Source organism: Paracoccus alcaliphilus (assembly GCF_028553725.1).
In the GTDB taxonomy this organism is placed as follows: domain Bacteria; phylum Pseudomonadota; class Alphaproteobacteria; order Rhodobacterales; family Rhodobacteraceae; genus Paracoccus; species Paracoccus alcaliphilus.
The window spans coordinates 727,088-749,328 of sequence record NZ_CP067124.1 but is presented as its reverse complement, the minus strand read 5'-3'; the positions used below and the strand labels follow the sequence as shown (position 1 = coordinate 749,328).

24 protein-coding genes are annotated in these 22,241 nt (G+C 67.9%); 14 read left to right on the top strand and 10 right to left on the bottom strand.

Going from position 1 to position 22,241, the window contains the following annotated elements:
* Positions 1-3: 3 nt before the first annotated feature.
* The 3 genes from JHW40_RS03985 to JHW40_RS03975 all read right to left on the bottom strand — a co-directional run bounded on the left by JHW40_RS03985 (position 4) and on the right by JHW40_RS03975 (position 2,832).
* Entirely contained in the window at positions 4-1,215 is a 1,212-nt protein-coding gene (locus JHW40_RS03985) for an aminotransferase class I/II-fold pyridoxal phosphate-dependent enzyme (RefSeq protein ID WP_090611092.1), read from the bottom strand.
* A gap of 106 nt (positions 1,216-1,321) precedes the next feature.
* Complete coding sequence (locus JHW40_RS03980; RefSeq protein ID WP_090611093.1) at positions 1,322-2,653, bottom strand: amidase; 1,332 nt, start codon at positions 2,651-2,653, stop codon at positions 1,322-1,324.
* A gap of 2 nt (positions 2,654-2,655) precedes the next feature.
* A complete protein-coding gene (locus JHW40_RS03975; RefSeq protein ID WP_090611094.1) occupies positions 2,656-2,832 on the bottom strand; it encodes a DUF1674 domain-containing protein in 177 nt (58 codons plus the stop codon).
* Between the two features lie 70 nt (positions 2,833-2,902).
* Between JHW40_RS03975 and JHW40_RS03970 the strand changes: the two genes are divergently transcribed.
* The 8 genes from JHW40_RS03970 (at position 2,903) to JHW40_RS03935 (ending at position 12,486) form a co-directional block, all read left to right on the top strand.
* The gene (locus JHW40_RS03970; protein ID WP_090611095.1) at positions 2,903-4,162 is read left to right on the top strand and encodes an RsmB/NOP family class I SAM-dependent RNA methyltransferase; all 1,260 of its coding nucleotides are present in this window, start codon (positions 2,903-2,905) and stop codon (positions 4,160-4,162) included.
* Between the two features lie 144 nt (positions 4,163-4,306).
* Positions 4,307-5,908, top strand: coding sequence for a bifunctional phosphoribosylaminoimidazolecarboxamide formyltransferase/IMP cyclohydrolase (purH, locus tag JHW40_RS03965; RefSeq protein ID WP_090611096.1), 1,602 nt, complete (start codon positions 4,307-4,309; stop codon positions 5,906-5,908).
* Between the two features lie 107 nt (positions 5,909-6,015).
* Positions 6,016-6,549 carry a signal peptidase II gene (gene lspA, locus JHW40_RS03960; RefSeq protein ID WP_090611097.1) on the top strand — a complete coding sequence of 178 codons (534 nt, stop codon included), beginning with the start codon at positions 6,016-6,018 and terminating at the stop codon, positions 6,547-6,549.
* Positions 6,550-6,582: 33 nt separating this feature from the next.
* Positions 6,583-7,104 (top strand): DUF3035 domain-containing protein, encoded by a 522-nt coding sequence (locus JHW40_RS03955; protein ID WP_090611201.1) that lies wholly within the window; start codon positions 6,583-6,585, stop codon positions 7,102-7,104.
* Between the two features lie 178 nt (positions 7,105-7,282).
* Positions 7,283-8,734 (top strand): M16 family metallopeptidase, encoded by a 1,452-nt coding sequence (locus JHW40_RS03950; protein WP_090611098.1) that lies wholly within the window; start codon positions 7,283-7,285, stop codon positions 8,732-8,734.
* The gene (locus JHW40_RS03945) at positions 8,731-10,065 is read left to right on the top strand and encodes a M16 family metallopeptidase (RefSeq protein WP_090611099.1); all 1,335 of its coding nucleotides are present in this window, start codon (positions 8,731-8,733) and stop codon (positions 10,063-10,065) included. The genes JHW40_RS03950 and JHW40_RS03945 overlap by 4 nt, the downstream gene beginning before the upstream one ends.
* Before the next feature lie 145 nt (positions 10,066-10,210).
* Positions 10,211-12,040, top strand: a complete 1,830-nt coding sequence (mutL, locus tag JHW40_RS03940; RefSeq protein ID WP_090611100.1) for a DNA mismatch repair endonuclease MutL — start codon at positions 10,211-10,213, stop codon at positions 12,038-12,040.
* A gap of 74 nt (positions 12,041-12,114) precedes the next feature.
* Positions 12,115-12,486: a DUF3775 domain-containing protein gene (locus JHW40_RS03935; RefSeq protein ID WP_090611202.1), complete on the top strand. Its 372-nt coding sequence runs from the start codon at positions 12,115-12,117 to the stop codon at positions 12,484-12,486.
* 24 nt (positions 12,487-12,510) lie between these two features.
* On the opposite strand, the gene JHW40_RS03930 is transcribed toward JHW40_RS03935, so the two are convergent.
* Both JHW40_RS03930 and JHW40_RS03925 read right to left on the bottom strand, forming a co-directional pair.
* A complete protein-coding gene (locus JHW40_RS03930; protein WP_170851764.1) occupies positions 12,511-12,678 on the bottom strand; it encodes a hypothetical protein in 168 nt (55 codons plus the stop codon).
* Positions 12,679-12,790: 112 nt separating this feature from the next.
* Positions 12,791-13,996 (bottom strand): PQQ-dependent sugar dehydrogenase, encoded by a 1,206-nt coding sequence (locus JHW40_RS03925; RefSeq protein WP_090611101.1) that lies wholly within the window; start codon positions 13,994-13,996, stop codon positions 12,791-12,793.
* Positions 13,997-14,191: 195 nt separating this feature from the next.
* Here JHW40_RS03925 and JHW40_RS03920 point away from each other — a divergent pair, with 195 nt between their 5' ends.
* Entirely contained in the window at positions 14,192-14,977 is a 786-nt protein-coding gene (locus tag JHW40_RS03920; protein ID WP_090611102.1) for an MBL fold metallo-hydrolase, read from the top strand.
* A 3-nt stretch (positions 14,978-14,980) separates the two neighbouring features.
* Here JHW40_RS03920 and JHW40_RS03915 read toward each other — a convergent pair whose 3' ends face one another.
* The 4 genes from JHW40_RS03915 to JHW40_RS03900 are packed head-to-tail and all read right to left on the bottom strand — an operon-like array spanning position 14,981 to position 17,094.
* Positions 14,981-15,637, bottom strand: coding sequence for a pseudouridine synthase (locus JHW40_RS03915; protein ID WP_090611103.1), 657 nt, complete (start codon positions 15,635-15,637; stop codon positions 14,981-14,983).
* On the bottom strand, positions 15,634-16,260 hold the full coding sequence (locus JHW40_RS03910) for a LysE family translocator (protein WP_090611104.1): 627 nt from the start codon (positions 16,258-16,260) through the stop codon (positions 15,634-15,636). The genes JHW40_RS03915 and JHW40_RS03910 overlap by 4 nt, the downstream gene beginning before the upstream one ends.
* Positions 16,257-16,661 (bottom strand): GFA family protein, encoded by a 405-nt coding sequence (locus JHW40_RS03905; RefSeq protein ID WP_090611105.1) that lies wholly within the window; start codon positions 16,659-16,661, stop codon positions 16,257-16,259. Before JHW40_RS03905 ends, JHW40_RS03910 begins: the two co-directional genes overlap by 4 nt.
* Positions 16,642-17,094 carry a GAF domain-containing protein gene (locus tag JHW40_RS03900; protein ID WP_090611106.1) on the bottom strand — a complete coding sequence of 151 codons (453 nt, stop codon included), beginning with the start codon at positions 17,092-17,094 and terminating at the stop codon, positions 16,642-16,644. The genes JHW40_RS03905 and JHW40_RS03900 overlap by 20 nt, the downstream gene beginning before the upstream one ends.
* Positions 17,095-17,182: 88 nt before the next feature.
* Between JHW40_RS03900 and JHW40_RS03895 the strand changes: the two genes are divergently transcribed.
* From JHW40_RS03895 to JHW40_RS03880, 4 genes are all read left to right on the top strand, one after another.
* Positions 17,183-17,689 (top strand): DUF2478 domain-containing protein, encoded by a 507-nt coding sequence (locus JHW40_RS03895; RefSeq protein WP_170851765.1) that lies wholly within the window; start codon positions 17,183-17,185, stop codon positions 17,687-17,689.
* Complete coding sequence (locus JHW40_RS03890; protein WP_090611108.1) at positions 17,686-17,964, top strand: sulfurtransferase TusA family protein; 279 nt, start codon at positions 17,686-17,688, stop codon at positions 17,962-17,964. The genes JHW40_RS03895 and JHW40_RS03890 overlap by 4 nt, the downstream gene beginning before the upstream one ends.
* 98 nt (positions 17,965-18,062) lie before the next feature.
* Complete coding sequence (locus tag JHW40_RS03885) at positions 18,063-18,992, top strand: AEC family transporter (protein WP_090611109.1); 930 nt, start codon at positions 18,063-18,065, stop codon at positions 18,990-18,992.
* Positions 18,993-19,007: 15 nt separating this feature from the next.
* Positions 19,008-20,009, top strand: a complete 1,002-nt coding sequence (locus JHW40_RS03880) for an NAD(P)H-dependent flavin oxidoreductase (RefSeq protein WP_090611110.1) — start codon at positions 19,008-19,010, stop codon at positions 20,007-20,009.
* On the opposite strand, the gene serB is transcribed toward JHW40_RS03880, so the two are convergent.
* Positions 19,999-20,877, bottom strand: coding sequence for a phosphoserine phosphatase SerB (gene serB, locus JHW40_RS03875; RefSeq protein WP_090611111.1), 879 nt, complete (start codon positions 20,875-20,877; stop codon positions 19,999-20,001). The two genes, JHW40_RS03880 and serB, sit on opposite strands and share 11 nt — an antisense overlap.
* A gap of 149 nt (positions 20,878-21,026) precedes the next feature.
* Here serB and JHW40_RS03870 point away from each other — a divergent pair, with 149 nt between their 5' ends.
* Positions 21,027-22,172 (top strand): phosphoserine transaminase, encoded by a 1,146-nt coding sequence (locus JHW40_RS03870; RefSeq protein WP_090611112.1) that lies wholly within the window; start codon positions 21,027-21,029, stop codon positions 22,170-22,172.
* Positions 22,173-22,241: the final 69 nt, after the last annotated feature.

The window sequence follows — 22,241 nt, the reverse complement described above, 5'->3', positions numbered from 1 at the left end:
CCGTTACCCTTTCCCGAACGCTTCTTCGTCGTCATATAGCACGTCGCGCAGCCGGATCAGCGCGGCCTCGGTCGCATCGGGCGCATCGACCAGCGCCACACGGATGAAACCGGCGCCGGGATTGAACCCGTCCACCTCTCGCGACAGATAGGCGCCGGGCAGGACCTGAATCCCCGCCCGCGCCCACAGTTTTCTGGCCGCCGCCTCGCCATCATCGACCGGCAGCCACAGAAAGAACCCGCCCTGTACCGGGCGATAGCCGGGCACATTGCCCAGCACCCGGTCGGCGATCTGGTATTTCTGCTGATACAGTGCGCGGCTGGCGGTGACATGCGCCTCGTCGCGCCATGCGGCCTGACTGACGGCCTGCGCGGGCAGCGACAGCGGCGCCCCGGCATAGCTGCGCAGCCGCCGCAATTGTGCGATCTGATCCACCCCGCCCGCCACGAATCCCGAGCGAAGCCCCGGCAGGTTCGAGCGTTTGGACAGCGAATTGAACATCACCACCCGGTCGGGATGGCCCATTTCCGTGGCCACCGCCAGCGCACCGGGCGGCGGCGTATCGCGCCAGATCTCGGAATAGCATTCATCGGCCAGGATCAGGAAATCATGGCGTTCGGCCAGCGCGACCAGCGTTTGCAGATAGTCGCGATCCGCCACCGCGCCCTGCGGATTGGCGGGCGAGCACAGATAGGCCAGCGCCACCCGGTCCAGCATCTCGGGCGGCAGTCCGGCGTAATCGGGCAGGTTGCCGGTGTCCGGCGTGGCGGGCACGAACAGCGGTTCGGCGTGAACGGCGGCGGCAGCCACGGCATAGACCTGATAGAACGGATTCGGCACCAGCACCACGGGCCGCTGGCCGTTCTTCTGTTCCGGGCACAGCGCCAGCCCGGCATTGAACAGCCCTTCACGCGTGCCGTTCAGCGCCATGATCCGGCCCGGCGCGACATCCAGCCCATAGCGCCGCCCCAGCCAGTCCGAAATCGCCCCCAGCAATTCGGGCGAGCCTTCATTCGGCGGATATTTCGCGAAAGCCCCGATATTTTCGGCCATCACCTCGGCCACGAAAGGGGGCATGGGATGGCGCGGCTCTCCGATGGTCATGACCACCGGCTGCTGACCCGGTTTCAGGTCAGGCTCTATGCCCGTCAACAGCGCCCGCAGACGCGGGAACGCGTATTCCGGCAGGTTCGAGAACCGCTCGGGGAATGCCATCTCTGCCTCGCTTTCGGGGTCTTTGCCCCGTTATTTGCAATAAACCTTAGCGTGATCCACCGCTTGCGTCCAGAGAAAGGCGGGAAAATCCCCGGCACAATGGCCGTCATGCCACCGCCAGCGCCGCCTCGACCGCATTGGCCACCCGCAACAGGTGCCGGTCGCCGCCCGAATGGCCCATCAGCATCAATCCGCAGCCCCGATGCCCGGTCGGCAGGGTCAGCGCGGGCAGGTCCAGCAGATTGGCGATGCGGGTATTGCGCAGGGTCAGCAGATTGGCGCGGACGAATTCGGCCTGATCGGTCAGCAGCCTGTCGGCATCGGGCGGCATGATCGGCACGGTGGGCAGGACCACGGCATCGAAAAACGCGGTCTTGGCCGACCATTCGCGCCGCAACCGCGCCAGCGTTTCCCAACCGGCGACGTAATCGGGCGCGCCGATCTCGGCGCCGCCGCGGAACCGTTCCAGGATCGGGGCCCACATCAGTTCCGGCGCATCCTCGATCTGCGCGCGCCAGATGCCATAGGCCTCGGGCGCGAACAGCACCGGCGCCAGCGCCATCGCGCGGGCCACGCTGTCATGGCTGGCGCGGGTGATGACCGCCCCGGCCTGCCCCAGCCGCTTCAGCGCGTCGTCGAAGGCCGCGACCGGGCCTTCCTCGGCATCCTCGTATGGCACGCCTTCCAGCACCATCACCCGCAGCCCGGTGGCCGAGGTGCCCTTGAGGTCCACCACTGGCTGGCCGGTCAGGACCGAGACGATTTCGGCGCAGTCCTCGACCGTGCGGGCAATGGGACCGACCACGTCAAAGCGGCGGCACAGCGGCACCACGCCTGCGGCAGGGTGGACGCCGTGGCTGGGCTTGAAACCGGCAAGGTCGTTCCACGCCGCGGGCACCCGGATCGAGCCGCCGGTATCCGACCCCACCGCCGCCGCCGCCAGCCCCAGCGCCACCGACACCGCCGCCCCCGAGGACGACCCCCCCGGCGTCAGCGCAGGGTCCAGCGCATTGGGCGGCGTCGCCGTGCGCGGATTCAGCCCCAGACCGGAAAAGGCCAGTTCGGTCATATGGGTCTTGCCCAGACAGATCATCCCCGCACGGGTGGCACGGGCCAGCGATTCCGCATCGCGCGCGGGCACCCGACCTTCCAGCAGGCGCGACCCGGCCTCGGTCGCGATCCCGGCGCTGTCGATATTGTCCTTCCAGCTGATCGCCACCCCGTCCAGCAGGCTGCGGCGCAGATCGGCCTTGACCCGGTCATGGGCCGCCACGGCCTCGGCCCGGGCGCGGGCAGCGGACAGCCGGGCATAGATGCGCGCGCCGTCGGGATGGGCGGCGGCGGCGGCCAGATAGGCCTCGGTCTGGTCCAGCGGGTCGAGAAGTCCGGCCATGATGGCGCGGCCCTGCCGGGCCGCAGGGGCTGTCAGCCAGTCCATCCTCAGAAATCCACCGCGATCCCGTTCTTTTCGTAATCGCCGAAACGGACCGGTTCCGGCCCGTCGCGGCCACCATATTCCCTGGGCAGCGGCTGGGCCTTGGCGGCGGCCTTGCGGCGTTCCTCGGCCTCGGCCAAGGCGCGTTGGGCGGCGGGCGGCAGATCTGCGCGATCGGTCATGGAAAGATTCCTGATTACGGCATAAGGGTTGGTCGATTGTGCCCCCAAGATCTAGGCGAAGGAAAGCGTTTTGGCAAAGCCTGCAACAGATGATGCCCGCAAGGTCGCGCTGCGGCTGATCGCCGGATTGCGCGAGGGACAGGGCCTGTCCGATCAATCGGCGGCCCTGCGCGGGTTGCCGGTCAGCGTGCAGGCCCGCGCGATGCGGCTGGCGGCGACCACCCTGCGCCATCGCGGACGCGCCGATGCGGTGCTGGAAGGCTTCATGTCGCGCCGCCCCCCCGCCCCGGTGCAGGATGTGTTGCAGCTGGCCACGGTCGAGATGCTGGAACTGGGCGGCGCGGCGCATGGGGTGGTCGATGCGGCGGTGAACCTGACGCGCGGGCTTGGCCGCAAAGGTCAGGCGGCGGCTGGCATGGTCAACGCGGTGCTGCGCAAGGTGGCCGGATACGAGGGCTGGGCCGCGCTGCCACCGCAACATCTGCCGGACTGGCTGCGCGGGCCGGTGGTTCAGGCCTATGGCGAGACGGCGGTGCGGGCGATCGAGGCCGCGCATCAGGCGGGCGCGCCATTGGATCTGACCCTGAGGCCCGGCGCGGCGCCGCAGATCGAGGGCGCGGTGGCCCTGCCCACCGGGTCGCTGCGTCTGGCGGCACAGGGTCAGGTCTCGGCCCTGCCCGGTTTCGAGGATGGGCAATGGTGGGTTCAGGACGCCGCCGCCGCGCTGGCCGTGCGCGCGCTGGACCCGCAACCGGGTGAAAGGATCGCGGATCTGTGCGCCGCGCCGGGCGGCAAGACGCTGCAACTGGCCGCCGCCGGGGCGCAGGTGACGGCGGTGGATATCAGCAAGTCCCGGCTGGCGCGACTGCGCGAGAACCTTGCGCGCACCGGGTTGAAGGCGGAACTGGTCGCCTCGGACGTGCTGGCATGGCAACCCGAAAGCGCGCCGGATGCAGTGCTGCTGGATGCGCCCTGCTCGGCCACCGGCACGATCCGGCGCCATCCCGACCTGCCCTTTCTGCGCGATGGCAGCGGCATTGCCGAGTTGATCGCATTGCAGGCGCGGCTGCTGGATCATGCGCTGATGCTGCTGAAACCGGGCGGGCGGCTGGTCTATGCCACCTGTTCGCTGCTGCCGGACGAAGGCGAGGAACAGATCCTGGACGCGCTGGCCCGTCATCCGGGACTGGCGGTCGAGACCGCCGAATTGCAGGGAGTCGAGGCGGGTTGGGTCTCGCCCGGGGGCGGATTGCGGCTGCGCCCGGATTACTGGCCGGAACGGGGCGGGATGGACGGGTTCTATATCGCGCGGCTGCGCAAGGGGCGCTGACCGGCACCCTATTTGCGTCCCGCGACGCCCGGGGGGCCAGCCCCCCCGGACCCCCCGGGATATTTGGACACCAAAGAGGGGGTGCTGGACCTTGACGGATTTGCGCGCTAGGTCACGCCCAGATCCAGATACGAGGCCCGCCCCATGTCCCAGACCGGCACCCATCCCGTTGCCATTCGCCGCGCGTTGATCTCAGTTTCCGACAAGACCGGACTGATCGAATTCGCCCGCAGCCTGTCGGCGCGGGGGATCGAGATCCTGTCAACCGGGGGCAGCGCCAAGGCCCTGCGCGAGGCCGGGCTGACCGTGGTGGATGTGGCGGATGTGACGGGCTTTCCCGAGATGATGGACGGGCGCGTCAAGACGCTGCATCCGGCGGTGCATGGCGGGCTGCTGGCGCTGCGCGACAATCAGGAGCATCTGGCGGCGATGGAGGCCCATGGGATCGGGCCGATCGATCTGCTGGTGGTGAACCTCTATCCCTTCGAGGAGACGGTGGCGAAGGGTGCATCCCATGACGATTGCATCGAGAATATCGATATCGGCGGCCCGGCGATGATCCGGGCGGCGGCCAAGAATCACGGTTTCGTCACCGTGATCGTCGATGTGCAGGATTATGATGCGTTGCTGGCCGAGTTGAACGCCAATGACGACCGCACCACATTGGCGTTCCGGCAGCGTCAGGCGCAGATCGCCTATGCGCGCACCGCCGCCTATGACGCTGCCGTGTCGGGCTGGCTGGCCGGGGCCATCGGCGAGGGCGCGCCGCGCAGACGGGCATTCGCGGGCACGCTGGCGCAGGGGTTGCGCTATGGCGAGAACCCGCATCAGGCGGCGGCCTTCTATGTCACCGGCGAGGACCGGCCCGGCGTGGCCACCGCCCGGCAATGGCAGGGCAAGGGACTGTCATACAACAATATCAACGACACCGATGCGGCTTTTGAGCTGGTGGCGGAGTTCGATCCCGCCGATGGTCCGGCCTGCGCGATCATCAAACATGCCAATCCCTGCGGTGTGGCGCGGGGTGCGACGGCGCTGGAGGCCTATCGGCGGGCCTTTGACTGCGACCGGACCTCGGCCTTTGGCGGGATCATTGCGCTCAATCAGGTGCTGGACGGCGCGACGGCCGAGGAAATCGCGAAAATCTTTACCGAAGTCGTCATCGCCCCGGATGCGGATGAGGATGCGAAGCGCGTCTTTGCCGCGAAGAAGAACCTGCGGCTGCTGACCACCGGCGGCTTGCCCGATCCGAAGGCGGCGGGGCTGGGCTTCCGGCAGGTCGCGGGCGGGTTTCTGGTGCAGGGGCGCGACAATGGCCATGTCGGCATCGGCGATCTGAAGGTGGTGACCGCGCGCCAGCCATCCGAGGCCGAACTGCGCGACATGCTGTTTGCATGGACCGTGGCCAAACATGTGAAATCGAACGCCATCGTCTATGCCCGTGATCTGGCCACCGTAGGCGTGGGCGCGGGCCAGATGAGCCGGGTCGATTCCACCCGCATCGGGCGGCGAAAATCCGAGGACATGGCCGAGGCGCTGGGTCTGGCCCAGCCGCTGACCATCGGCGCGGTGGTGGCATCGGACGCGTTCTTCCCCTTTGCCGACGGCATCGAGGCGCTGGCCGAGGCGGGCGCGAAGGCGGTGATCCAGCCCGGCGGCTCGATGCGCGACGACGAGGTGATCGCGGCGGCCGACCGTCTGGGGCTGGCGATGGTGTTCACCGGCCAGCGGCATTTCCGGCACTGATGCAACACGAGCTTCCCCTCGACGGCGACCGGCCCGCCCCTGAGCCCGCGCCCAAACCGAAACGGCCCCGCGCGCCGCGCAAGCCGAGACCGCCTGCGCGGGCGGATATGCGCCTGACCCTGTGGCTGGCTGCGGCGATCCTGCTGGTCGATCAGGCGCTGAAATACTGGGTCGTGCATGTGCTGCGACTGGACCGGGTGCGCGAAATCGACGTGCTGCCGCCCTGGCTGAACCTGCGCATGGCGTGGAATCAGGGGGTGAATTTCGGGCTGTTCGCCTCGGATCAGAGTGTAATGCGCTGGGTGCTGGTGGCGGTCGCCATCGCCATCAGCCTGTGGATCTGGATCTGGGTCTGGCGCAGCAATGGCGGGCTGCTGGCGCGGATTTCCGCCGGGCTGCTGATCGGCGGCGCCATCGGCAATGTGATCGACCGGCTGTGGTATGGGGCGGTCGCGGATTTCCTGAATATGTCGCTGCCGGGCTGGCAGAATCCCTACAGCTTCAACGTGGCCGATATCTCGATCTTCGCCGGCGCCATCGGGCTGATCCTGCTGCCGCAGAAACCAAAGCAGCCGCCGACGCGCAAGCCGCGCCGGACGACATCCGACAAGACCCGTGACGGGGCGGGCAAAGCAGGTTAAACAGGGCGCCAAAGACAGCTGAAGGGGCAGATGATGCGGGCTTTCGCAGTGACGATCGGACTGGCGGCCTTGGTCGGGCTTACGGCCTGCAGCGACGATCGCGGGCTGATGAACCTGCGCTCGACCAGTGCCGGGCCGGACGAATTCGCGATCCTGCCGACGCGCCCGCTAGCCATGCCGCCCGATCTGGCGGTTCTGCCCGCACCGACGCCGGGCGACGGCAACATCACCGATCCGACGCCGGTGGCCGATGCGGTCGGCGCGCTTGGCGGCAATCCGGCGGCGCTGAATGATCGCGGCATCGGGGCCGCCGATCAGCCTCTGGTCGCCCATGCCGGACGGCGCGGCACCGATCCCGCGATCCGCACCGAGCTGGCGCAGGCCGACGCGGATCGCCGTTCCCGCAGCGGGCGGCGCCTGTTCGAGCGGCTGTTCGGCACCAATGTCTATATGCGCACCTATCAGCCGATGCGGATGGATGCGCAGACCGAACAGGATCGCTGGCAGCGGGCGGGCGCCCAGACGCCAAGCGCGCCGCCGCGACCCGGAAACTGAACGCAGGACCGGCGGGGGGCAAGCCCTGCAAACCCCGTCGAGGGGCCTGCAGGGCTGGGCTGCGCCCGCGCTCCATCCGACAGCTTGTCACCCTGCGGCTGACACATTCACGCGAGACGGGTTGCGAAGCCCTGCCCCCCGCGTCAGATTTCCGGCCAAGCCACAGGAGGTTGTCTTGATGCCCGCGTTCCGTCACCCGGCCCTGCCGCTGATTTTCGGGCTGGCCGCCCTGCTGTCCCCGCCCCTGCCCGCCTTGGCCGAGATGCCCGAGGGCGTCACCCATTTCACCCTGCCCAACGGACTGGAAACCGTGGTCATTCAGGACCACCGCGCCCCGGTCGTGGTGCAGATGCTGTGGTATCGGATCGGATCCGCCGACGAACGCCCCGGCAAATCGGGCATTGCGCATTACCTTGAGCACCTGATGTTCAAGGGCACCGACAAGCTGCAACCGGGAGAGTTCTCGCGCACCGTCACCGCCAATGGTGGCATGGACAACGCCTTTACCTCTTACGACTATACCGCCTATTTCCAGCGCATCGCCTCGGACCGGCTGCCCCTGATCATGGGGATGGAAGCCGACCGCATGGAAAATCTGCGCATCGGCGAGGATGACTGGCAGGCCGAACGTCAGGTCGTGCTGGAGGAACGGGCACAGCGGGTGGACAGCAACCCCGCCGCCCTGTTCGCCGAGGAACGCAATGCGGTGCAGTTCTATAACCACCCATACGGCCGCCCGGTGATCGGCTGGCGCGCCGAAATGGAAGGGCTGACGCGCGAGGATGCCATCGCCTGGTATGACGAACATTATTCCCCGCACGAGGCCGTGCTGATCCTGGCCGGCGACGTGACCCCCGAACAGGCCCGTGAACTGGCCGAGGAACATTACGGCCCGATCCCCGCCAAGGGCGAGGCCACCCCCCGCATCCGCCCGCAGGAACCGCAGAAACGCACCTCCCGGCGGATGGAGATGACCGACCCGCGCGTGGCCCAGCCCTCGATGATACGCAGCTGGATCGTGCCCGAACGCAATGCCGGCGATCAGAAACCCGCCGCCGCGCTGACGGTGCTGGCGGAACTGCTGGGCGGCTCGATGCAGACCTCGGTTCTGGGGCGCGAACTGGCGCTGCCGGGCAAGGCGCTGTGGGTGAACGCGGGCTATGACGGGCTGTCGGTCGATCCGACCAGCTTCCGCGTCTCGCTGATCCCCGCCGACGGCATGGACCCCGCCGAGGCCGAGGCCGAGCTGGACGCCGTTCTGGCGCGTTTCGCCGAAACCGGCCCGGATGATGCCGATCTGGAACGGATCAAGACCCGGATCCGCGCGGCGCAGATCTATGCCCGCGATTCCGCCCATGGCCGCGCCTATGATTACGGTCAGGGCCTGTCCATCGGGCTGACCATCGAGGATGTGAACGACTGGCCCGACATTCTGGCCGCAGTCACCGCCGACGAGGTAACGGACGCCGCCCGCGCCCTGCTGGCCGACAATGCCCATGTCACCGGCTGGCTGTTTCCCGCCAGTGACGCGCCTTCCGGCAACGGCGGGCAGGCCACATCTCCGCCCGCCGATGACATGACCGCACCCGCCGACGCCCCCGATGACCAAAGCCCCGAGGTGCAAGGATGATCCGCGCCGTTTTCGCCCTGTTCTTCGCCATCGTCGCGATCCCGGCCCACGCCATCGACATTCAGGACGTCACCTCGCCCGGCGGCATCAAGGCCTGGCTGGTCGAGGATCACTCGATCCCCTTCGTCGCGCTCAGCCTGAATTTCCGCGGCGGTGCCAGCCTCGACAGCCCCGACAAGCGCGGCGCCATCAACCTGATGACCGCCACGCTGGAAGAAGGCGCGGGCGACATGGATTCCACCGAATTCGCCCAGGCGGCCGAGGATCTGGGCGCGCGCCTGTCCTTCGATGTGGGCGATGACGCGCTCACCGTCACCATGCGCGCCCTGACCGAAAACCGCGACGAAACCGCCGACCTGCTGGGACTGGCGCTGACCCAGCCGCGTTTCGATGAACCCGCGGTCGAGAGGGTCCGCGCGCAGGTGCTGGCGATCATCCGGGCCGAGGCGACCGATCCGCAGGCCATCACCGCCAAGGAAATGGCGCGTCAGGCATGGGGCGATCACCCCTATGCGACCTCGATCAACGGCACCGCCGCATCGGTGGGGGCGCTGACCTCCGACGACCTGATGGCGGCCAAAGACAGCGTGCTGGCCCGCGACCGCGTGGTGATCGGCGCGGCAGGCGACATCACGCCCGATGAACTGGGCGCGCTGCTGGACCGCATCCTTGGCGATCTGCCAGCCGAGGGCACGGTCCCGCTGCCCGGTCAGGCCAAATTGCAGCTGACCGGCGGCGTCACCGTGATCGACTGGGACAGCCCGCAAACCATCGTCGCCTTTGCCGGTCCCGGCCTGCCCATCGACGACCCCGATTACTTCGCCGCCTTCGTCGCCAACCACATCCTTGGCGGTGGCGGCTTCAGTTCGCGCCTGATGGACGAGATCCGCGAAAAGCGCGGCCTGACCTATGGCATCGGCACCTCGCTGGCGACGGGTATGCTGGGCCAGACATGGCAGGGCGGCATGGCAGGCTCGAACGCCACGACGGGTCAGGCGGTCGAACTGATCCGGCAGGAATGGGACCGTCTGGCCGAGGGCGTGACGGAAACCGAACTGGAAAACGCCAAGACCTACCTGACCGGCGAATATCCCCTGCGCTGGGACGGCAATGGCAAGATCGCCGGCATTCTGGCCGGAATGCAGCTTGTGGGCTTCCCCATCGACTATCCCGACACCCGCAACGATCAGGTCGAGGCCGTCACCGCCAAGGACATCCAGCGCGTCGCCCAACGACTGCTGCATTCCGATCAGCTGCGCTTCGTGCTGACCGGCCGCCCCGAAGGCATCGAGGCCACGGACACCGCCGAAACCGAACCCACCCTCAACTGAAGCCGCGCCGGCCCCTCGCACTCCTGAAAAATACCTTCGGGGGGTCCGGGGGGCGAAGCGCCCCCGGCCATCGCGGCCCCGCCCGGCCATCGCCGGAAAGCCGAATCGCTGGCGAGGGGCGCATCCCCATGCTACATTTGGGGTTATGAACCAGCACGCCCCCAATATACGCCCCATTATCCGGCAACTGGACGAATCCACCGCCAACCGCATCGCGGCGGGCGAGGTGGTCGAGCGCCCGGCCTCGGCCGTCAAGGAACTGGTCGAGAACGCGCTGGACGCCGGGGCGACCCGGATCGGGATCGCCATCGCCGATGGCGGCAAAAGCCTGATCCGCGTCACCGATGACGGCTGCGGCATGCTGCCCGAAGACCTGCCGCTGGCCCTGTCACGACACGCCACCAGCAAGATCGACGGCAGCGACCTGCTGGCAATCCGCAGCTTCGGCTTCCGGGGCGAGGCGCTGCCCTCGCTTGGCGCGGTCGGGCGGCTGACCATCACCTCGCGCACCGAGGGCGCAGAAGGGGCGTTGATCTCGGTCATCGGCGGCAAACCCTCGCCCACACGCCCCGCCGCTGCCAATCGCGGCACCGTGGTCGAATTGCGCGACCTGTTCTTTGCCACCCCCGCAAGGCTGAAATTCCTGCGCAGCGACCGGGCCGAGACGCAGGCCGTCGCCGATGTCACCCGCCGCCTTGCGATGGCCGAACCTCTGGTCGGCTTTACCCTCACCGTCGATGGCAAAGAGGTCTTTCGCGCCGATGCCGAACAGGGCGAGCTGTTCGACGCCTTCCGCACCCGCCTGTCGCGGGTCATGGGCCGCGATTTCATCGACAATGCCATCGCCATAGATGCCGAGCGTGACGGGCTGGCCCTGACCGGCTTTGCCGCGCTGCCGACCTATTCGCGCGGCGCGGCGGTGGCGCAGCATCTCTATGTGAATGGCCGCCCGGTCCGCGACAAGCTGCTGACCGGGGCGCTTCGGGCGGGCTATATGGATGTGCTGGCCTCGGGGCGTCATCCGGCGGCGGTGCTCTATCTGAATTGCGATCCGCAGATGGTGGATGTGAACGTCCACCCCGCCAAGGCCGAGGTGCGTTTCCGCGACCCCACCGCCGCGCGCGGGCTGGTGGTCAGCGCCCTGCGCCACGCGCTGGCGGGGGCCGGGCATCGCGCCTCGTCCACGGTGGGCGCGGCCACGCTGGCGGCGTTCCGGCCCGAACCCGCCGCCCCCACCCATCGCACCTATCAGATGGATTACCGGCCCCGGCATCCGTCGGGTGGCGCGATCCGCGCCGCGCTGGATGCGCAGGCGCCGATGCCACAGATGGAAACCGGCTTCCACGAGTCGCCCTCGGCCCGGATCGAACCTGAACAGACCGCGCCGCAGGACGCCCCCCTTGGTGCCGCCCGCGCGCAGATCCACGAGAACTATATCATCGCCCAGACCGAGGACGGGCTGGTCATCGTCGATCAGCACGCCGCGCATGAACGTCTGGTCTATGAACGGCTGAAGGCGCAGGCCGGGGTCAGCGGCATCGCCACGCAGGCGCTGCTGATCCCCGAGATCGTCGAGCTGTCGGAAGCCGACGCCGCGCGCATCCTGTCCGTCGCCGACGAGCTGGCCGCGCTGGGGCTGGTGATCGAAGCCTTCGGCGGCAGTGCCGTCGCCGTGCGCGAGGCGCCCGCGATGCTGGCCCGGCTGGACGCCGCCGCGCTGATCCGCGACATTCTGGATGATCTGGCCGATCAGGGCAGCTCGGACCGGCTGCGGGCACGGATCGACGCGGTGCTGTCCTCGATGGCCTGCCACGGCTCGGTCCGCTCGGGCCGCCGGATGGGGGCCGAGGAGATGAACGCCCTGCTGCGCGAGATGGAGCGGACCCCGAAATCGGGCCAGTGCAACCACGGCCGCCCGACATGGGTGAAGCTGCGGCTGGGCGATATCGAAAGGCTGTTCGGACGCAGCGGATGATTGCCCCTCACCGCGTGCCCCATTGACCGCAGGGCGGGCGGGGGCGACAGTCGGACAAGCCATTGGAGGTCGCCATGCTTCAGATCAGCCCTGACAAGATCGCCCATATCATCATCCGCGCCCGCGAATATGAAAGCGGCGTCAACCCCTGGGCGCATCAGGGCAGCCGCGCCCAGCATGGCACCCGGACCGAGCTGCATAATTTCATCGAGATGCTGAACGAGGACGAACAGGCCAGTCTGGTCGCCGTCATGTGGATCGGCCGCGACAGTTTCGAGGCCGCCGAACTGGAGGAAGCCATCGCTACCGCGCGGGCCGAACGCCGCATCCCGACCGAGGATTACCTGATGGGGGAACCCCGCCTTGCCGATCTGCTGGAGGCGGGGATGGACGCCCTGGGCATCTCGCCCGAGGATGCCGAGGACGATCTGCACAAACCCGTCTGAGCGCTGTCCCCGCCCGCTGCCGGATCAGTCGCCGCCCGCGGGGCGGCCCGATTCGTCGTTTTCCTCGACGATGGGGTCGGCGCCCTCTTCGTGTTTCCGGTCCTTGCGGTGGGTCTTTTCACCGGGCTCATGGTTTTCGGTGACGATCGGGCGCGCGCCCTTGTCGCCATCGGCATCGTTATTCCGGGTCATCGGGGCCTCCGTTGGTGGCTGAGGGGGCAAGGCCCGCTTGCGTGGCGCGCCTTGGCCCGGATCTCAACCGCCCGGCCCCCACCGGGGTTCCCGCCGCGCCATTACTGGCGCGCTACTGCTGGCCCGGCGTGACCCGGATCATCGCGCCATTCCGCTCATCCGTCAGGATCATGACCGAGCCGTCGCTGGCCAGATCCACATCGCGGACCCTGCCGATCCCTTGCAGATGCCGCGCCTCGCCGGTGACGCGGGTGCCGTCCAGCTCCAGACGCACCAGCGCCCCGGCCATGCCGCCGATCAGCAGATCACCCTGCCAATCCGGGAACATCTGCCCGTCATAGAAGGTCATCCCCCCCGGCGCGATCACCGGATCCCAATAATAGAGCGGCTGCTCGGTGCCCTCCAACTGGGTAATGCCATCGCCGACCGGCTGACCGCTGTATTCCACGCCATAGGTCGCGCGCGGCCAGCCATAGTTGCGCCCGGCCTGCGGGCGGTTCAGCTCGTCCCCGCCTTTCGGGCCATGCTCGATGGTCCACAACGCCCCGTCCGGCCCCATCGTGGCGCCCTGAATGTTGCGATGGCCCCATGACCAGATCTCGGGCAGGGCCTCGGCCACGCCGGGATCGCCCATCGGGCTGCCATCAGCGGGATTGATCCGCACCACCTTGCCAAGCGTGGTGGTCACGTTCTGCGACAATCCCCGCGCATCCTGAACCGAGCGTTCGCCGGTGGTCACATAGAGCCCGCCATTGCCGTCGAAAACCAGCCGCGAACCGTAATGCTGCTGCGAATCCCATGCGGGCTGCTGCTGCCAGATCACCCGCGCGCCCTCGACCGTGCCGCCATCGGCGGACAGCGTGCCGGTGGCGACGGCGGTGGCGTTCTTGCCGCCCTCGCGCGGTTCCGCAAAGCTCCACCACAATTGCCGGGTCTGGGCGAAATCATCCGCCACGGCCACATCCAGCAGACCGCCCTGCCCGCGCGCATCGACCTCTGGCAGCCCGCCGATCGGGCCGGACAGCGCGCCATCGGCGCCGACCAGCCGCATCCGGCCGGGGCGTTCGGTCACCAGCCAGCTGCCATCGGGCAGTTCGGCCATGCCCCAGGGATGCTCCAGCCCCTCGGCCACCGGGGTGGTGGTCAGGGCGGTGTCGGGCAGGACGGGCGCGCGGGTCTGGCCCTCGAATGCCGGGGTCTGGCCCTGCCCGTTCGGCGGGGCGGCGTTGAAATCCTGCGCCACGGTGGTCGAGGCCATGAGGCCGGTCGCCGCCACGATGGAAAGACGCGACAGGATACGGGGAAGAATGTCGGACATGGCAATTCCTTTCGTTGATTGGCTTACAGGATCGAAAAGTCGTGTAACCCTAACATGATAGCCGCGCCTTCGTTGCCACATCGGGGGTCACATCCGCGTCAGGACGCGCCCGCGCCCGACACGCCGCGGCCGGGAACCGCACGGCCTTGCTGGCGTTGGCCTGACAGCCACAACCTGCCAGCAGGAGGATTTCCCATGCAGATCACCCGTCGCACCGGACTGACCTACGCGTTTCTTGCGCTTGGCGGCACGGCCCTGCCGCGGCTGGCCGCCGCGCAGACCGTCGCCGCGACCACCGGACCCGCGGCCCATCGCCATACGGTCGATGGCGGAGAGGTTCTGATCCATCCCGTCGATCACGCCTCGATGCTGATCGAGACGCCGGGCGGCAATATCCTTGTCGATCCCGTGGGCGGTGCCCCCGCCTATGCCGGGTTGCCGCAGCCGCAACTGATCCTGATTACCCATGAGCATGGCGACCATTTCGACCTGCCCACGCTGGAATCCCTGCCCGCCGTCCGCATCATCGCCAACCCCGCCGTCTGGATCAAGCTGCCGCCCGAGATGCAGTCGCGCGCGACCCAGATGCACAATGGCGGTGCCGCCGATGTGCTGGGCATCCGCATCGAGGCGATCCCGGCCTACAACATCACCGAGGACCGCCTGCAATATCACCCCAAGGGCCGCGACAACGGCTATGTCCTGACCATCGGCGGCAAACGCTTTCTGATCGCCGGCGATACCGAGGATACGCCGGAACTGCGGGCGCTGGAAAACATCCATGCGGCGTTCCTGCCGATGAACCTGCCCTATACGATGACGGTTCAGCAGGCTGCGGATGCGGTGGGTGAATTCCAGCCCGAGATCGTCTATCCCTATCACCATCGCGGCAGCGATCTGGCGGAATTCACCCGGCTGGTGGCCGAAGCCAGCCCGGCCACGCAGGTAGTGATCGCCAACTGGTATCCGGCGGGGGAATAAGGCTCAGAAGGGGACCGGCGCCCTGAACGTCATCTGCACGCCGCTGTCGGGATGTTTCACCCGCAGGCTTTCGGCATGCAGCATCAGGCGCGGATGATCCGCCGCCGCACCGCTGGCATAAAGCGGATCGCCAAGGATGGCATGGCCGGTTTCCGCCATATGCACCCGCAACTGGTGGCTGCGCCCGGTCAGCGGGAACAGCCGCACCCGCGTCTCGACGTCGCTGGCGCGGATCACCCGCCAGTCGGTCTGCGCGGCGCGGCCCTGATCGTGATCGACCTTCTGGCGCGGGCGGTTCGGCCAGTCCACGATCAGCGGCAGATCGACGCGCCCGGTCTTCGGCTCCAACCGCCCGGCGACGCGGGCGATATAGGCCTTCTTGACGCGGCGTTCCTCGAACTGGCGGGCAAGGCTGCGCTGCGCATGGGGGGTCAGGCCGAAGATGATGACGCCCGACGTGTCCAGATCCAGCCGATGCACCAGCAGCACGGTGGGAAAGGGGCCGCGCAGCCGTTCGATCAGGCAATCGGCCTTGTCCGGCCCGCGCCCCGGCACCGACAGCAGGCCCGAGGGCTTGTTGACCACCAGAATCTCGTGATCGGCATGGATGATTTCCGGCGCCTCGGGCGGTGGGGCATAGACAAAGGCCGACACGCTCATTTCGTAACCAGACGGATGGCCAGCCCCGCATACATGACGGCGGCGATGCGGTTCAGGATGTCCAGACGCCGCCCGATGATCTGCCCGGCCCAGCCCGCGACGATGCCGTAACCCATCGTCACCAACGCGCCGGTCGTGGCAAAGATCAGGCCAAGCGCCAGCACCTGCTGCCAGACCGGACCCCATGCGGGATTGGTGAATTGCGGCAGGAAGGCCAGCAGGAACAGCACCGGCTTGGGGTTCAGCAGATTGGACAGAAAACCGCGCCGGACGATGTTCCACGGCCGGACGCTGCCCCGCACGGACGGATCGACCGGCCCGGCCGTCCAGCTGGCCCATGCCAGCCACAGAAGATAGGCGGCACCGGCATATTTGATCGCCAGCAGGGCCTCGGGATGGGCGGCGATGATCGCGCCCAGCCCCACCACCGCCAGCATCAGATGCGTCAGCACCCCCAGCGTGACCCCGACCCCGGCCAGCGCGCCCGCGCGCGGCCCGCCCTGAATCCCGCAGGCGGTGGCAAAGAACACGTCCTGCCCCGGCGCAAAGTTCAGCACCAGCCCGCCGATGACGAAGGCGGTCAGTTGCGGCAGCGGGATATTCGCCAGCACCTCCCAGATCATTCGGTCTTGTCCTGCGCATATTGCGGCAGCCCGTCGGCGATGTCGTAGTAATCGCCCTTGTCGGCCACGAAGATATGCCCGGCGGGACGCAGCCCCGTCGGCAGTTCCAGCGCACCGGGCGAGACCGAGACGCGATCCGCACCGACCAGCCGCCAGAACAGCGACGATCCGCAGTGCTGGCAGAATCCGCGCTCGGCCTCGGGCGAAGAGCGGAACCAGCGCAGGGCGTCGCCGCCTTCGATGCGCAACCCGTCCGCCTCGAATCCCGACCAGTAATGGCCGGACCAGCGGCGGCACTGGCCGCAATGGCACATATGGAATGGCTGATCGGCGAAGGCGCCGGAAAAGCGGACCGCGCCGCACAGGCACTGTCCGGTAAAGTCAGAGCGTTCCGAACACATCGTCCAGTATCCTTGTCAGTTGTGTCGCGTCTTGCTGCGTAAAGGCATCGGGCCGGTCGCTGTCGATATCCAGCACCCCGATCAGCCGCCCGCCCGCGCCGGTCACCGGCAGCACAAGCTCGGACCGGGTCGAGCTGGCGCAGGCGATATGGCCGGGAAACGCATCCACATCGGCCACGATCTGCGCCTGCCGCGTCCGCGCCGCCGCACCGCAGACGCCGCGCGAAAACGGGATCACCAGACAGCCATGACCGCCCTGATAGGGGCCGATCTTCAGCATCTCGGGCCCGGTGACGCGATAGAAGCCGGTCCAGTCGAAACGCGCATCGGCATGGTGAATCTCGCAGGCCAGCGTTGCCATCAGCGCGACCTCGTCGGTCTCGCCTTCGGTCAGGGCGCGGATTCGGGCGGCAAGTGCGGCATAGTCGGTCATTCGCTTTCTCTACTCCTGCCGGGGCCAGAAAACCATTGCCATCCCGGCCGGGGCGGGGAAAAAGAGGGCGATGCAAAGGGAGGCCCTGATGCTGGGTTGGTTCGGACTGGATGATGCGCAGGCGGGCGAGGCCGACCGGATTCTGGCGCGGCTGGTCAGCCAGCTGGGCGATGAGGGTTTTCACCTTGCCGGGGCGGTGCAGGTGAATACCGATCTGGGCGCGGATTGCGCCTGCGACATGGACATGCTGGTCATCGGCGAGGAGGCGACCCCGATCCGGATTTCGCAATCGCTCGGCTCGGGGTCGAGCGGCTGCCGGCTGGACCCCGGCGCGCTGGAAATGGCCGCCGCCCGGGTCGGCAACCGTCTGTCGGGGGCCGAGATCCTGATCCTGCCGAAATTCGGCCGCCAGGAGGCCGCGGGCCGGGGTTTTCGGACGCTGATCGCCCATGCCGTCGCAGAAGGCGTGCCGGTGCTGCTGCATGTGCCGGTCGAGCAGCGCGAGGCCTTCGCGGCGTTCGCGGACGGAATCGGCCAGCGGCTGGCGCCGGAGATGCTGGCCGGGTGGTGCCGCCAGCTGGGCCGGGCGGCATGAACGACCGCGAGGCCCTGATCGACGCGCGCGGTCTGCTGTGCCCGCTGCCGGTGCTGCGCCTGCGCAAGGCATTGCTGGATCTGGCCCCCGGCAGCCGGTTGCGCCTGATCGCCACCGATCCGGCAGCGGTGATCGATGTGCCGCATTTCTGCGCCCAGACCGGGCATGCGTTCATCGACATGCGCGAGACGGAAGACGGGGCGCGGGAATTCGTCGTGGAAAGGGGGCCTTCCGCCCCCTCGGGCGCAGGCGCCCTCACCCCCGGGGATATTTGAACACCAGAGATGGGGGCGTTCGCGCTTGCAACCCGGCGGGGCTGGTGGTCTGGTCCGGGCGGAATTGAGGGACGGATGGGGCGCGGAGCGGTGGTCTGATGTGGGCGGTATTTCTGAAAACCCTGCCGTTTTTCGGCCTGATCGGGCTGGGCTGGCTGGCCGCGCGCACGCGATTCTTTCCGCAGGAGGCCGCGAACTGGCTGACTCGGTTCGTCTTTTATTTCGCGCTGTCGGCGATGCTGTTCCGTTTTGCCGCCGGGCTGGACATGGGCGCACTGTTCGATCTGCGTTTCGTGCTGGCCTATCTGTCCGGCTCGGTCCTGATCTGGCTGATCGGCATGGCGGCCGCCCGTTCGCGTGGGCTGGCCCTGCCCGAGGCGGCGATGGAGGCGCAGTGCTGCATGATCGGCAATACCGGCTTTCTGGGGGTGCCGATGCTGGTGGTGGTGCTGGGCGAGCGTGCCGTGGGGCCGGTGCTGATGGTGCTGACCATCGATTTGGTGGTGTTTTCCACGCTGATCACGCTGATCATCCATGCCTCGCGCAATGGCGGGCTGCGGCTGGCCAGTGTTGCGCCGGTTTTCGGGGGGATCATTGCCAATCCCATGATCGTCGCGATGCTGGCGGGTCTGGCATGGGGCGGGGCCGGACTGCCGATGCCGCAACCACTGGACGAGTTTCTGGCGCTGTTGGGGGCGGCGGCGACGCCCGGCGCCCTGTTCGCCATCGGCGCCAGTCTGGCGGGGCGCAAGGCGCAGCGGCTGGCGGCCTCGGCCTGGCTGGGTTTTGCCAAGCTGGTGCTGCATCCGCTGGCGGTGGGGGTGGCGGCGTTTTTCATCTTTGGCGTCCAGCCCTTTGCCGCAGGCGTGATGGTTGCGGCGGCGGCCCTGCCGGTGGCGGGAAATGTCTATATACTGGCCGAGTATTTCAACGTGGCCCAGCAGCGGGTTTCGACCGCGATCCTGATCTCGACCGCGGCCAGCATCGTGACGCTGCCGGTGGTGATGCTGCTGATCGGGCAGGGCTGACGAAGGAGGGCGGGAATGCTGACGGATCTGAAGCATCGGGTGATTCAGGCGCCGATGGCCGGGGTTTCGACGCCGGAAATGGCTGCGGCTGTGTGCAATGCGGGCGGGCTGGGCTTTGTCGCGCTGGGGGCGCTGGACGTGGCGGGGGCGCGGCGCGCCATCGCGCGGATGCGGGCGCTGACAGACCGGCCCTTCGGGGTCAACCTGTTCTGCCACGCCCCGGCCCGGCGCAACCACCTGCACGAGGGCCGCTGGCTGGTTCGGCTGAAACCCGTTTTCGCTGGCTTTGGCGCCGAACCGCCCGAGGCGCTGCACGAGATCTATCAGAGTTTTCGGGTGAATGAGGCGATGCTGGCACTGCTGGCCAAAACGCGGCCTGCCTTTGTCAGCTTCCATTTCGGGCTGCCAAATGCCGATCAGATCGCCGGCCTGCGGGCCACCGGTGCGCGCCTGCTGGCCTCGGCCACCAGCGAGGCCGAGGGCCGGGCGATCCTGGATGCCGGGCTGGACGGGATCGTAGCGCAGGGCTGGCAGGCGGGCGGGCATCGCGGCATGTTCGACCCCGAGGCCCCCGACGAGGCGCTGGAAACCCTGCCCCTGCTGGCCCGGCTGCGGGGGATTGGCCTGCCGCTGATCGCCGCCGGTGGAATCATGACACGCGACGACGCCCAAGCCGCGATCGAGGCCGGGGCCGTGGCGGTGCAATGCGGCACGGCGTTTCTGCGCGCGCCCGAAGCCGCCAGTTCGGCGGCCCATCGCGAGGCGCTGTCGCGGGCGCGCACGGTGATGACGCGGGCGATCTCGGGGCGGCCGGCGCGCTGTATGGAAAACCTGTTCACCGCAATGGAGGGCGATCACGCGCCCGATTATCCCGTGGCCTATGACGCGGGCAAGGCGCTGAATGCCGCCGCGATGGCGCGGGGCGAGACCGGTTATGGCGCCTTCTGGGCGGGATCCGGTGCGGCGCAGGCCGTGGCGCGGCCCGCCGCCGAGACCGTGGCGGCGATCAGCCCGTGACGAACTCCCCGGCCGCGTAGCCTTGCAGATAGAGCAGCGCCGTCAGATCGCCGTGATTGATGCGGATGTTTGCCTGAGCCGCCACGGCGGGTTTGGCATGCAGCGCCACGCCCGCCCCTGCCAGTTGCAGCATGCCCAGATCGTTGGCGCCGTCGCCCACCGCGATCACGTCATCGGGCGCCAAGCCGCGCGCGGCGGCGATGTCGCGCAGCGCCTCGACCTTGGCTTCGCGGCCCAGAACCGGCAGCGCGACATGGCCGGTCAGCACGCCACCATCGGCCAGCAGGTTGTTGGCGCGATGTTCGTCAAAGCCCAGCATCCGCGCCACCGGGCCGCTGAACGCGGTGAACCCGCCCGAGACCAGCGCCGTATGGCCGCCATTCGCCCGCATCGTCGCCACCAGTTCGCGCCCGCCCGGAGCAAGGGTGATTCGGGTCGCCAGAACCTCGTCGATGACGGTTTCGGGCAGGCCGGCCAGCAGGCCGACACGCTCGATCAGTGATTCGTGGAAGTTCAGTTCTCCATTCATGGCGCGTGCGGTGATCGCGGCGACGCGTGGTCCGACACCCGCCATATCGGCCAGTTCGTCGATGCATTCCTGCCCGATCATGGTCGAATCCATATCGGCCAACAGGATCCTTTTGCGCCGGTTCGCCTGCGGCTGGATGGCCAGATCGATGCCGATGGTTTGCAGATCGGTCCAGACCTGTTCCGCATTGTCGGGCTGCTGCGCGATGGTGAATTCCGCCGCGAGTTGCGGCGCAAGCCAGCGCTGTGCGTTCCCGCCCCATTTGTCGGCCAGCCCATCCAGCAGCGATTGTTCGATATGCGAACGGCCCGGCGCGGCGATCAGAGAGACAATGAACATGGCTTGGCCTCGTTTCCTTCGGGGATGCTGGTCTTTCGGATTGCTGCGGCCTTACGCGAAAGTTTTTGCTTGCGCCAGAGCCGGTCACGGCGTATCCGGGCGGCGGGACACCCTTCCCCAACGAAGGGCTTTTAGCTGGAAGGCTAGTCATGAAAGATCTGATGATCCCGGCTGCGCGGCCGGTCAACGCGCGTTTTTCTTCGGGCCCCTGTGCCAAGATCCCCCATTACAATCTGAACCTGCTGGCGGATGCTCCGCTTGGTCGCTCTCACCGTGCCTCTATCGGCAAGGCGAAGCTGGCCGAGGCGATCGAGCTGACGCGCGAGGTTCTGGGCGTGCCCGCCGATTACCGCATCGGCATCGTTCCCGGCTCGGATACCGGCGCGGTCGAAATGGCGATGTGGACCATGCTGGGCGCGCGCCCCGTGGAAATGCTGGCCTGGGAAAGCTTTGGCGAAGGCTGGGTCACGGATGCCGTCAAGCAGCTGAAACTGGATGCGACGGTGCGCAAGGCCGATTATGGCCAGATCGTCGATTTCGCGGAAGTGGATTTCGACCGGGACGTGGTGTTCACCTGGAATGGCACCACCAGCGGCGTGCGGGTTCCGAATGGCGATGCCATTCCGGCGGACCGCGCAGGGCTGACCATCTGTGACGCGACCTCTGCTGCCTTCGCGATGGATCTGCCGTTCGAGAAGCTGGATGTGGTCACGTTCAGCTGGCAGAAGGTTCTGGGCGGCGAAGGCGCGCATGGGATGCTGATCCTGTCGCCGCGCGCGGTCGAACGGCTGGAGACATATACCCCCGACCGGCCGCTGCCGAAGATCTTCCGCCTGACCAAGGGCGGCAAGCTGATCGAGGGCATTTTCAAGGGCGAGACGATCAACACGCCATCCATGCTGGCGGTCGAGGATTATCTGGTCGCGCTGAAATGGGCGCAATCGCTGGGTGGCGTGAAGGCCTTGATCGCGCGGGCAGATGCCAATGCCGCCGCCGTGCGGGACTTCATCGCGGGCAAAGACTGGATCGCCGATCTGGCCGAGGATCCGGCGACGGGCTCGACCACCTCGGTCTGTCTGAAATTCACCGATCCGGCGATCAGGGACGGGGCGGCATTTGCCAAGGCTGTCGCCAAGCGGCTGGAGAAGGAAGGCGTGGCGCTGGACGCGGGCGCCTATCGCGATGCGCCTCCGGGCCTGCGGATCTGGTGCGGCTCAACGGTCGAGGCATCCGATGTCGCGGCGCTGATGCCGTGGATCGAATGGGCTTACCGCGTGGAACTGGACGCGCAGTAATTGCGTCCCGCGGCGGGCGGGGGCGCTGCGCGTCGCCCGCGGCCCCCTTGGATATTTGAACACCAAAGA

Bases quoted from the DNA above. Each gene is read 5' to 3' on its own strand.
- JHW40_RS03910 (WP_090611104.1), bottom strand. From the start codon at position 16,260: ATGATCTGGGAGGTGCTGGCGAATATCCCGCTGCCGCAACTGACCGCC.
- JHW40_RS03985 (WP_090611092.1), bottom strand. From the start codon at position 1,215: ATGGCATTCCCCGAGCGGTTCTCGAACCTGCCGGAATACGCGTTCCCG.
- JHW40_RS03975 (WP_090611094.1), bottom strand. From the start codon at position 2,832: ATGACCGATCGCGCAGATCTGCCGCCCGCCGCCCAACGCGCCTTGGCC.
- serB (WP_090611111.1), bottom strand. From the start codon at position 20,877: ATGTTCATTGTCTCTCTGATCGCCGCGCCGGGCCGTTCGCATATCGAA.
- JHW40_RS03930 (WP_170851764.1), bottom strand. From the start codon at position 12,678: ATGACCCGGAATAACGATGCCGATGGCGACAAGGGCGCGCGCCCGATC.
- JHW40_RS03890 (WP_090611108.1), top strand. From the start codon at position 17,686: ATGAACGACCGCGAGGCCCTGATCGACGCGCGCGGTCTGCTGTGCCCG.
- JHW40_RS03895 (WP_170851765.1), top strand. From the start codon at position 17,183: ATGCTGGGTTGGTTCGGACTGGATGATGCGCAGGCGGGCGAGGCCGAC.
- JHW40_RS03915 (WP_090611103.1), bottom strand. From the start codon at position 15,637: ATGAGCGTGTCGGCCTTTGTCTATGCCCCACCGCCCGAGGCGCCGGAA.
- JHW40_RS03885 (WP_090611109.1), top strand. From the start codon at position 18,063: ATGTGGGCGGTATTTCTGAAAACCCTGCCGTTTTTCGGCCTGATCGGG.
- JHW40_RS03870 (WP_090611112.1), top strand. From the start codon at position 21,027: ATGAAAGATCTGATGATCCCGGCTGCGCGGCCGGTCAACGCGCGTTTT.
- JHW40_RS03955 (WP_090611201.1), top strand. From the start codon at position 6,583: ATGCGGGCTTTCGCAGTGACGATCGGACTGGCGGCCTTGGTCGGGCTT.
- JHW40_RS03925 (WP_090611101.1), bottom strand. From the start codon at position 13,996: ATGTCCGACATTCTTCCCCGTATCCTGTCGCGTCTTTCCATCGTGGCG.
- JHW40_RS03935 (WP_090611202.1), top strand. From the start codon at position 12,115: ATGCTTCAGATCAGCCCTGACAAGATCGCCCATATCATCATCCGCGCC.
- JHW40_RS03905 (WP_090611105.1), bottom strand. From the start codon at position 16,661: ATGTGTTCGGAACGCTCTGACTTTACCGGACAGTGCCTGTGCGGCGCG.
- JHW40_RS03980 (WP_090611093.1), bottom strand. From the start codon at position 2,653: ATGGACTGGCTGACAGCCCCTGCGGCCCGGCAGGGCCGCGCCATCATG.
- purH (WP_090611096.1), top strand. From the start codon at position 4,307: ATGTCCCAGACCGGCACCCATCCCGTTGCCATTCGCCGCGCGTTGATC.
- JHW40_RS03920 (WP_090611102.1), top strand. From the start codon at position 14,192: ATGCAGATCACCCGTCGCACCGGACTGACCTACGCGTTTCTTGCGCTT.
- JHW40_RS03880 (WP_090611110.1), top strand. From the start codon at position 19,008: ATGCTGACGGATCTGAAGCATCGGGTGATTCAGGCGCCGATGGCCGGG.
- JHW40_RS03900 (WP_090611106.1), bottom strand. From the start codon at position 17,094: ATGACCGACTATGCCGCACTTGCCGCCCGAATCCGCGCCCTGACCGAA.
- mutL (WP_090611100.1), top strand. From the start codon at position 10,211: ATGAACCAGCACGCCCCCAATATACGCCCCATTATCCGGCAACTGGAC.
- JHW40_RS03950 (WP_090611098.1), top strand. From the start codon at position 7,283: ATGCCCGCGTTCCGTCACCCGGCCCTGCCGCTGATTTTCGGGCTGGCC.
- JHW40_RS03945 (WP_090611099.1), top strand. From the start codon at position 8,731: ATGATCCGCGCCGTTTTCGCCCTGTTCTTCGCCATCGTCGCGATCCCG.
- lspA (WP_090611097.1), top strand. From the start codon at position 6,016: ATGCGCCTGACCCTGTGGCTGGCTGCGGCGATCCTGCTGGTCGATCAG.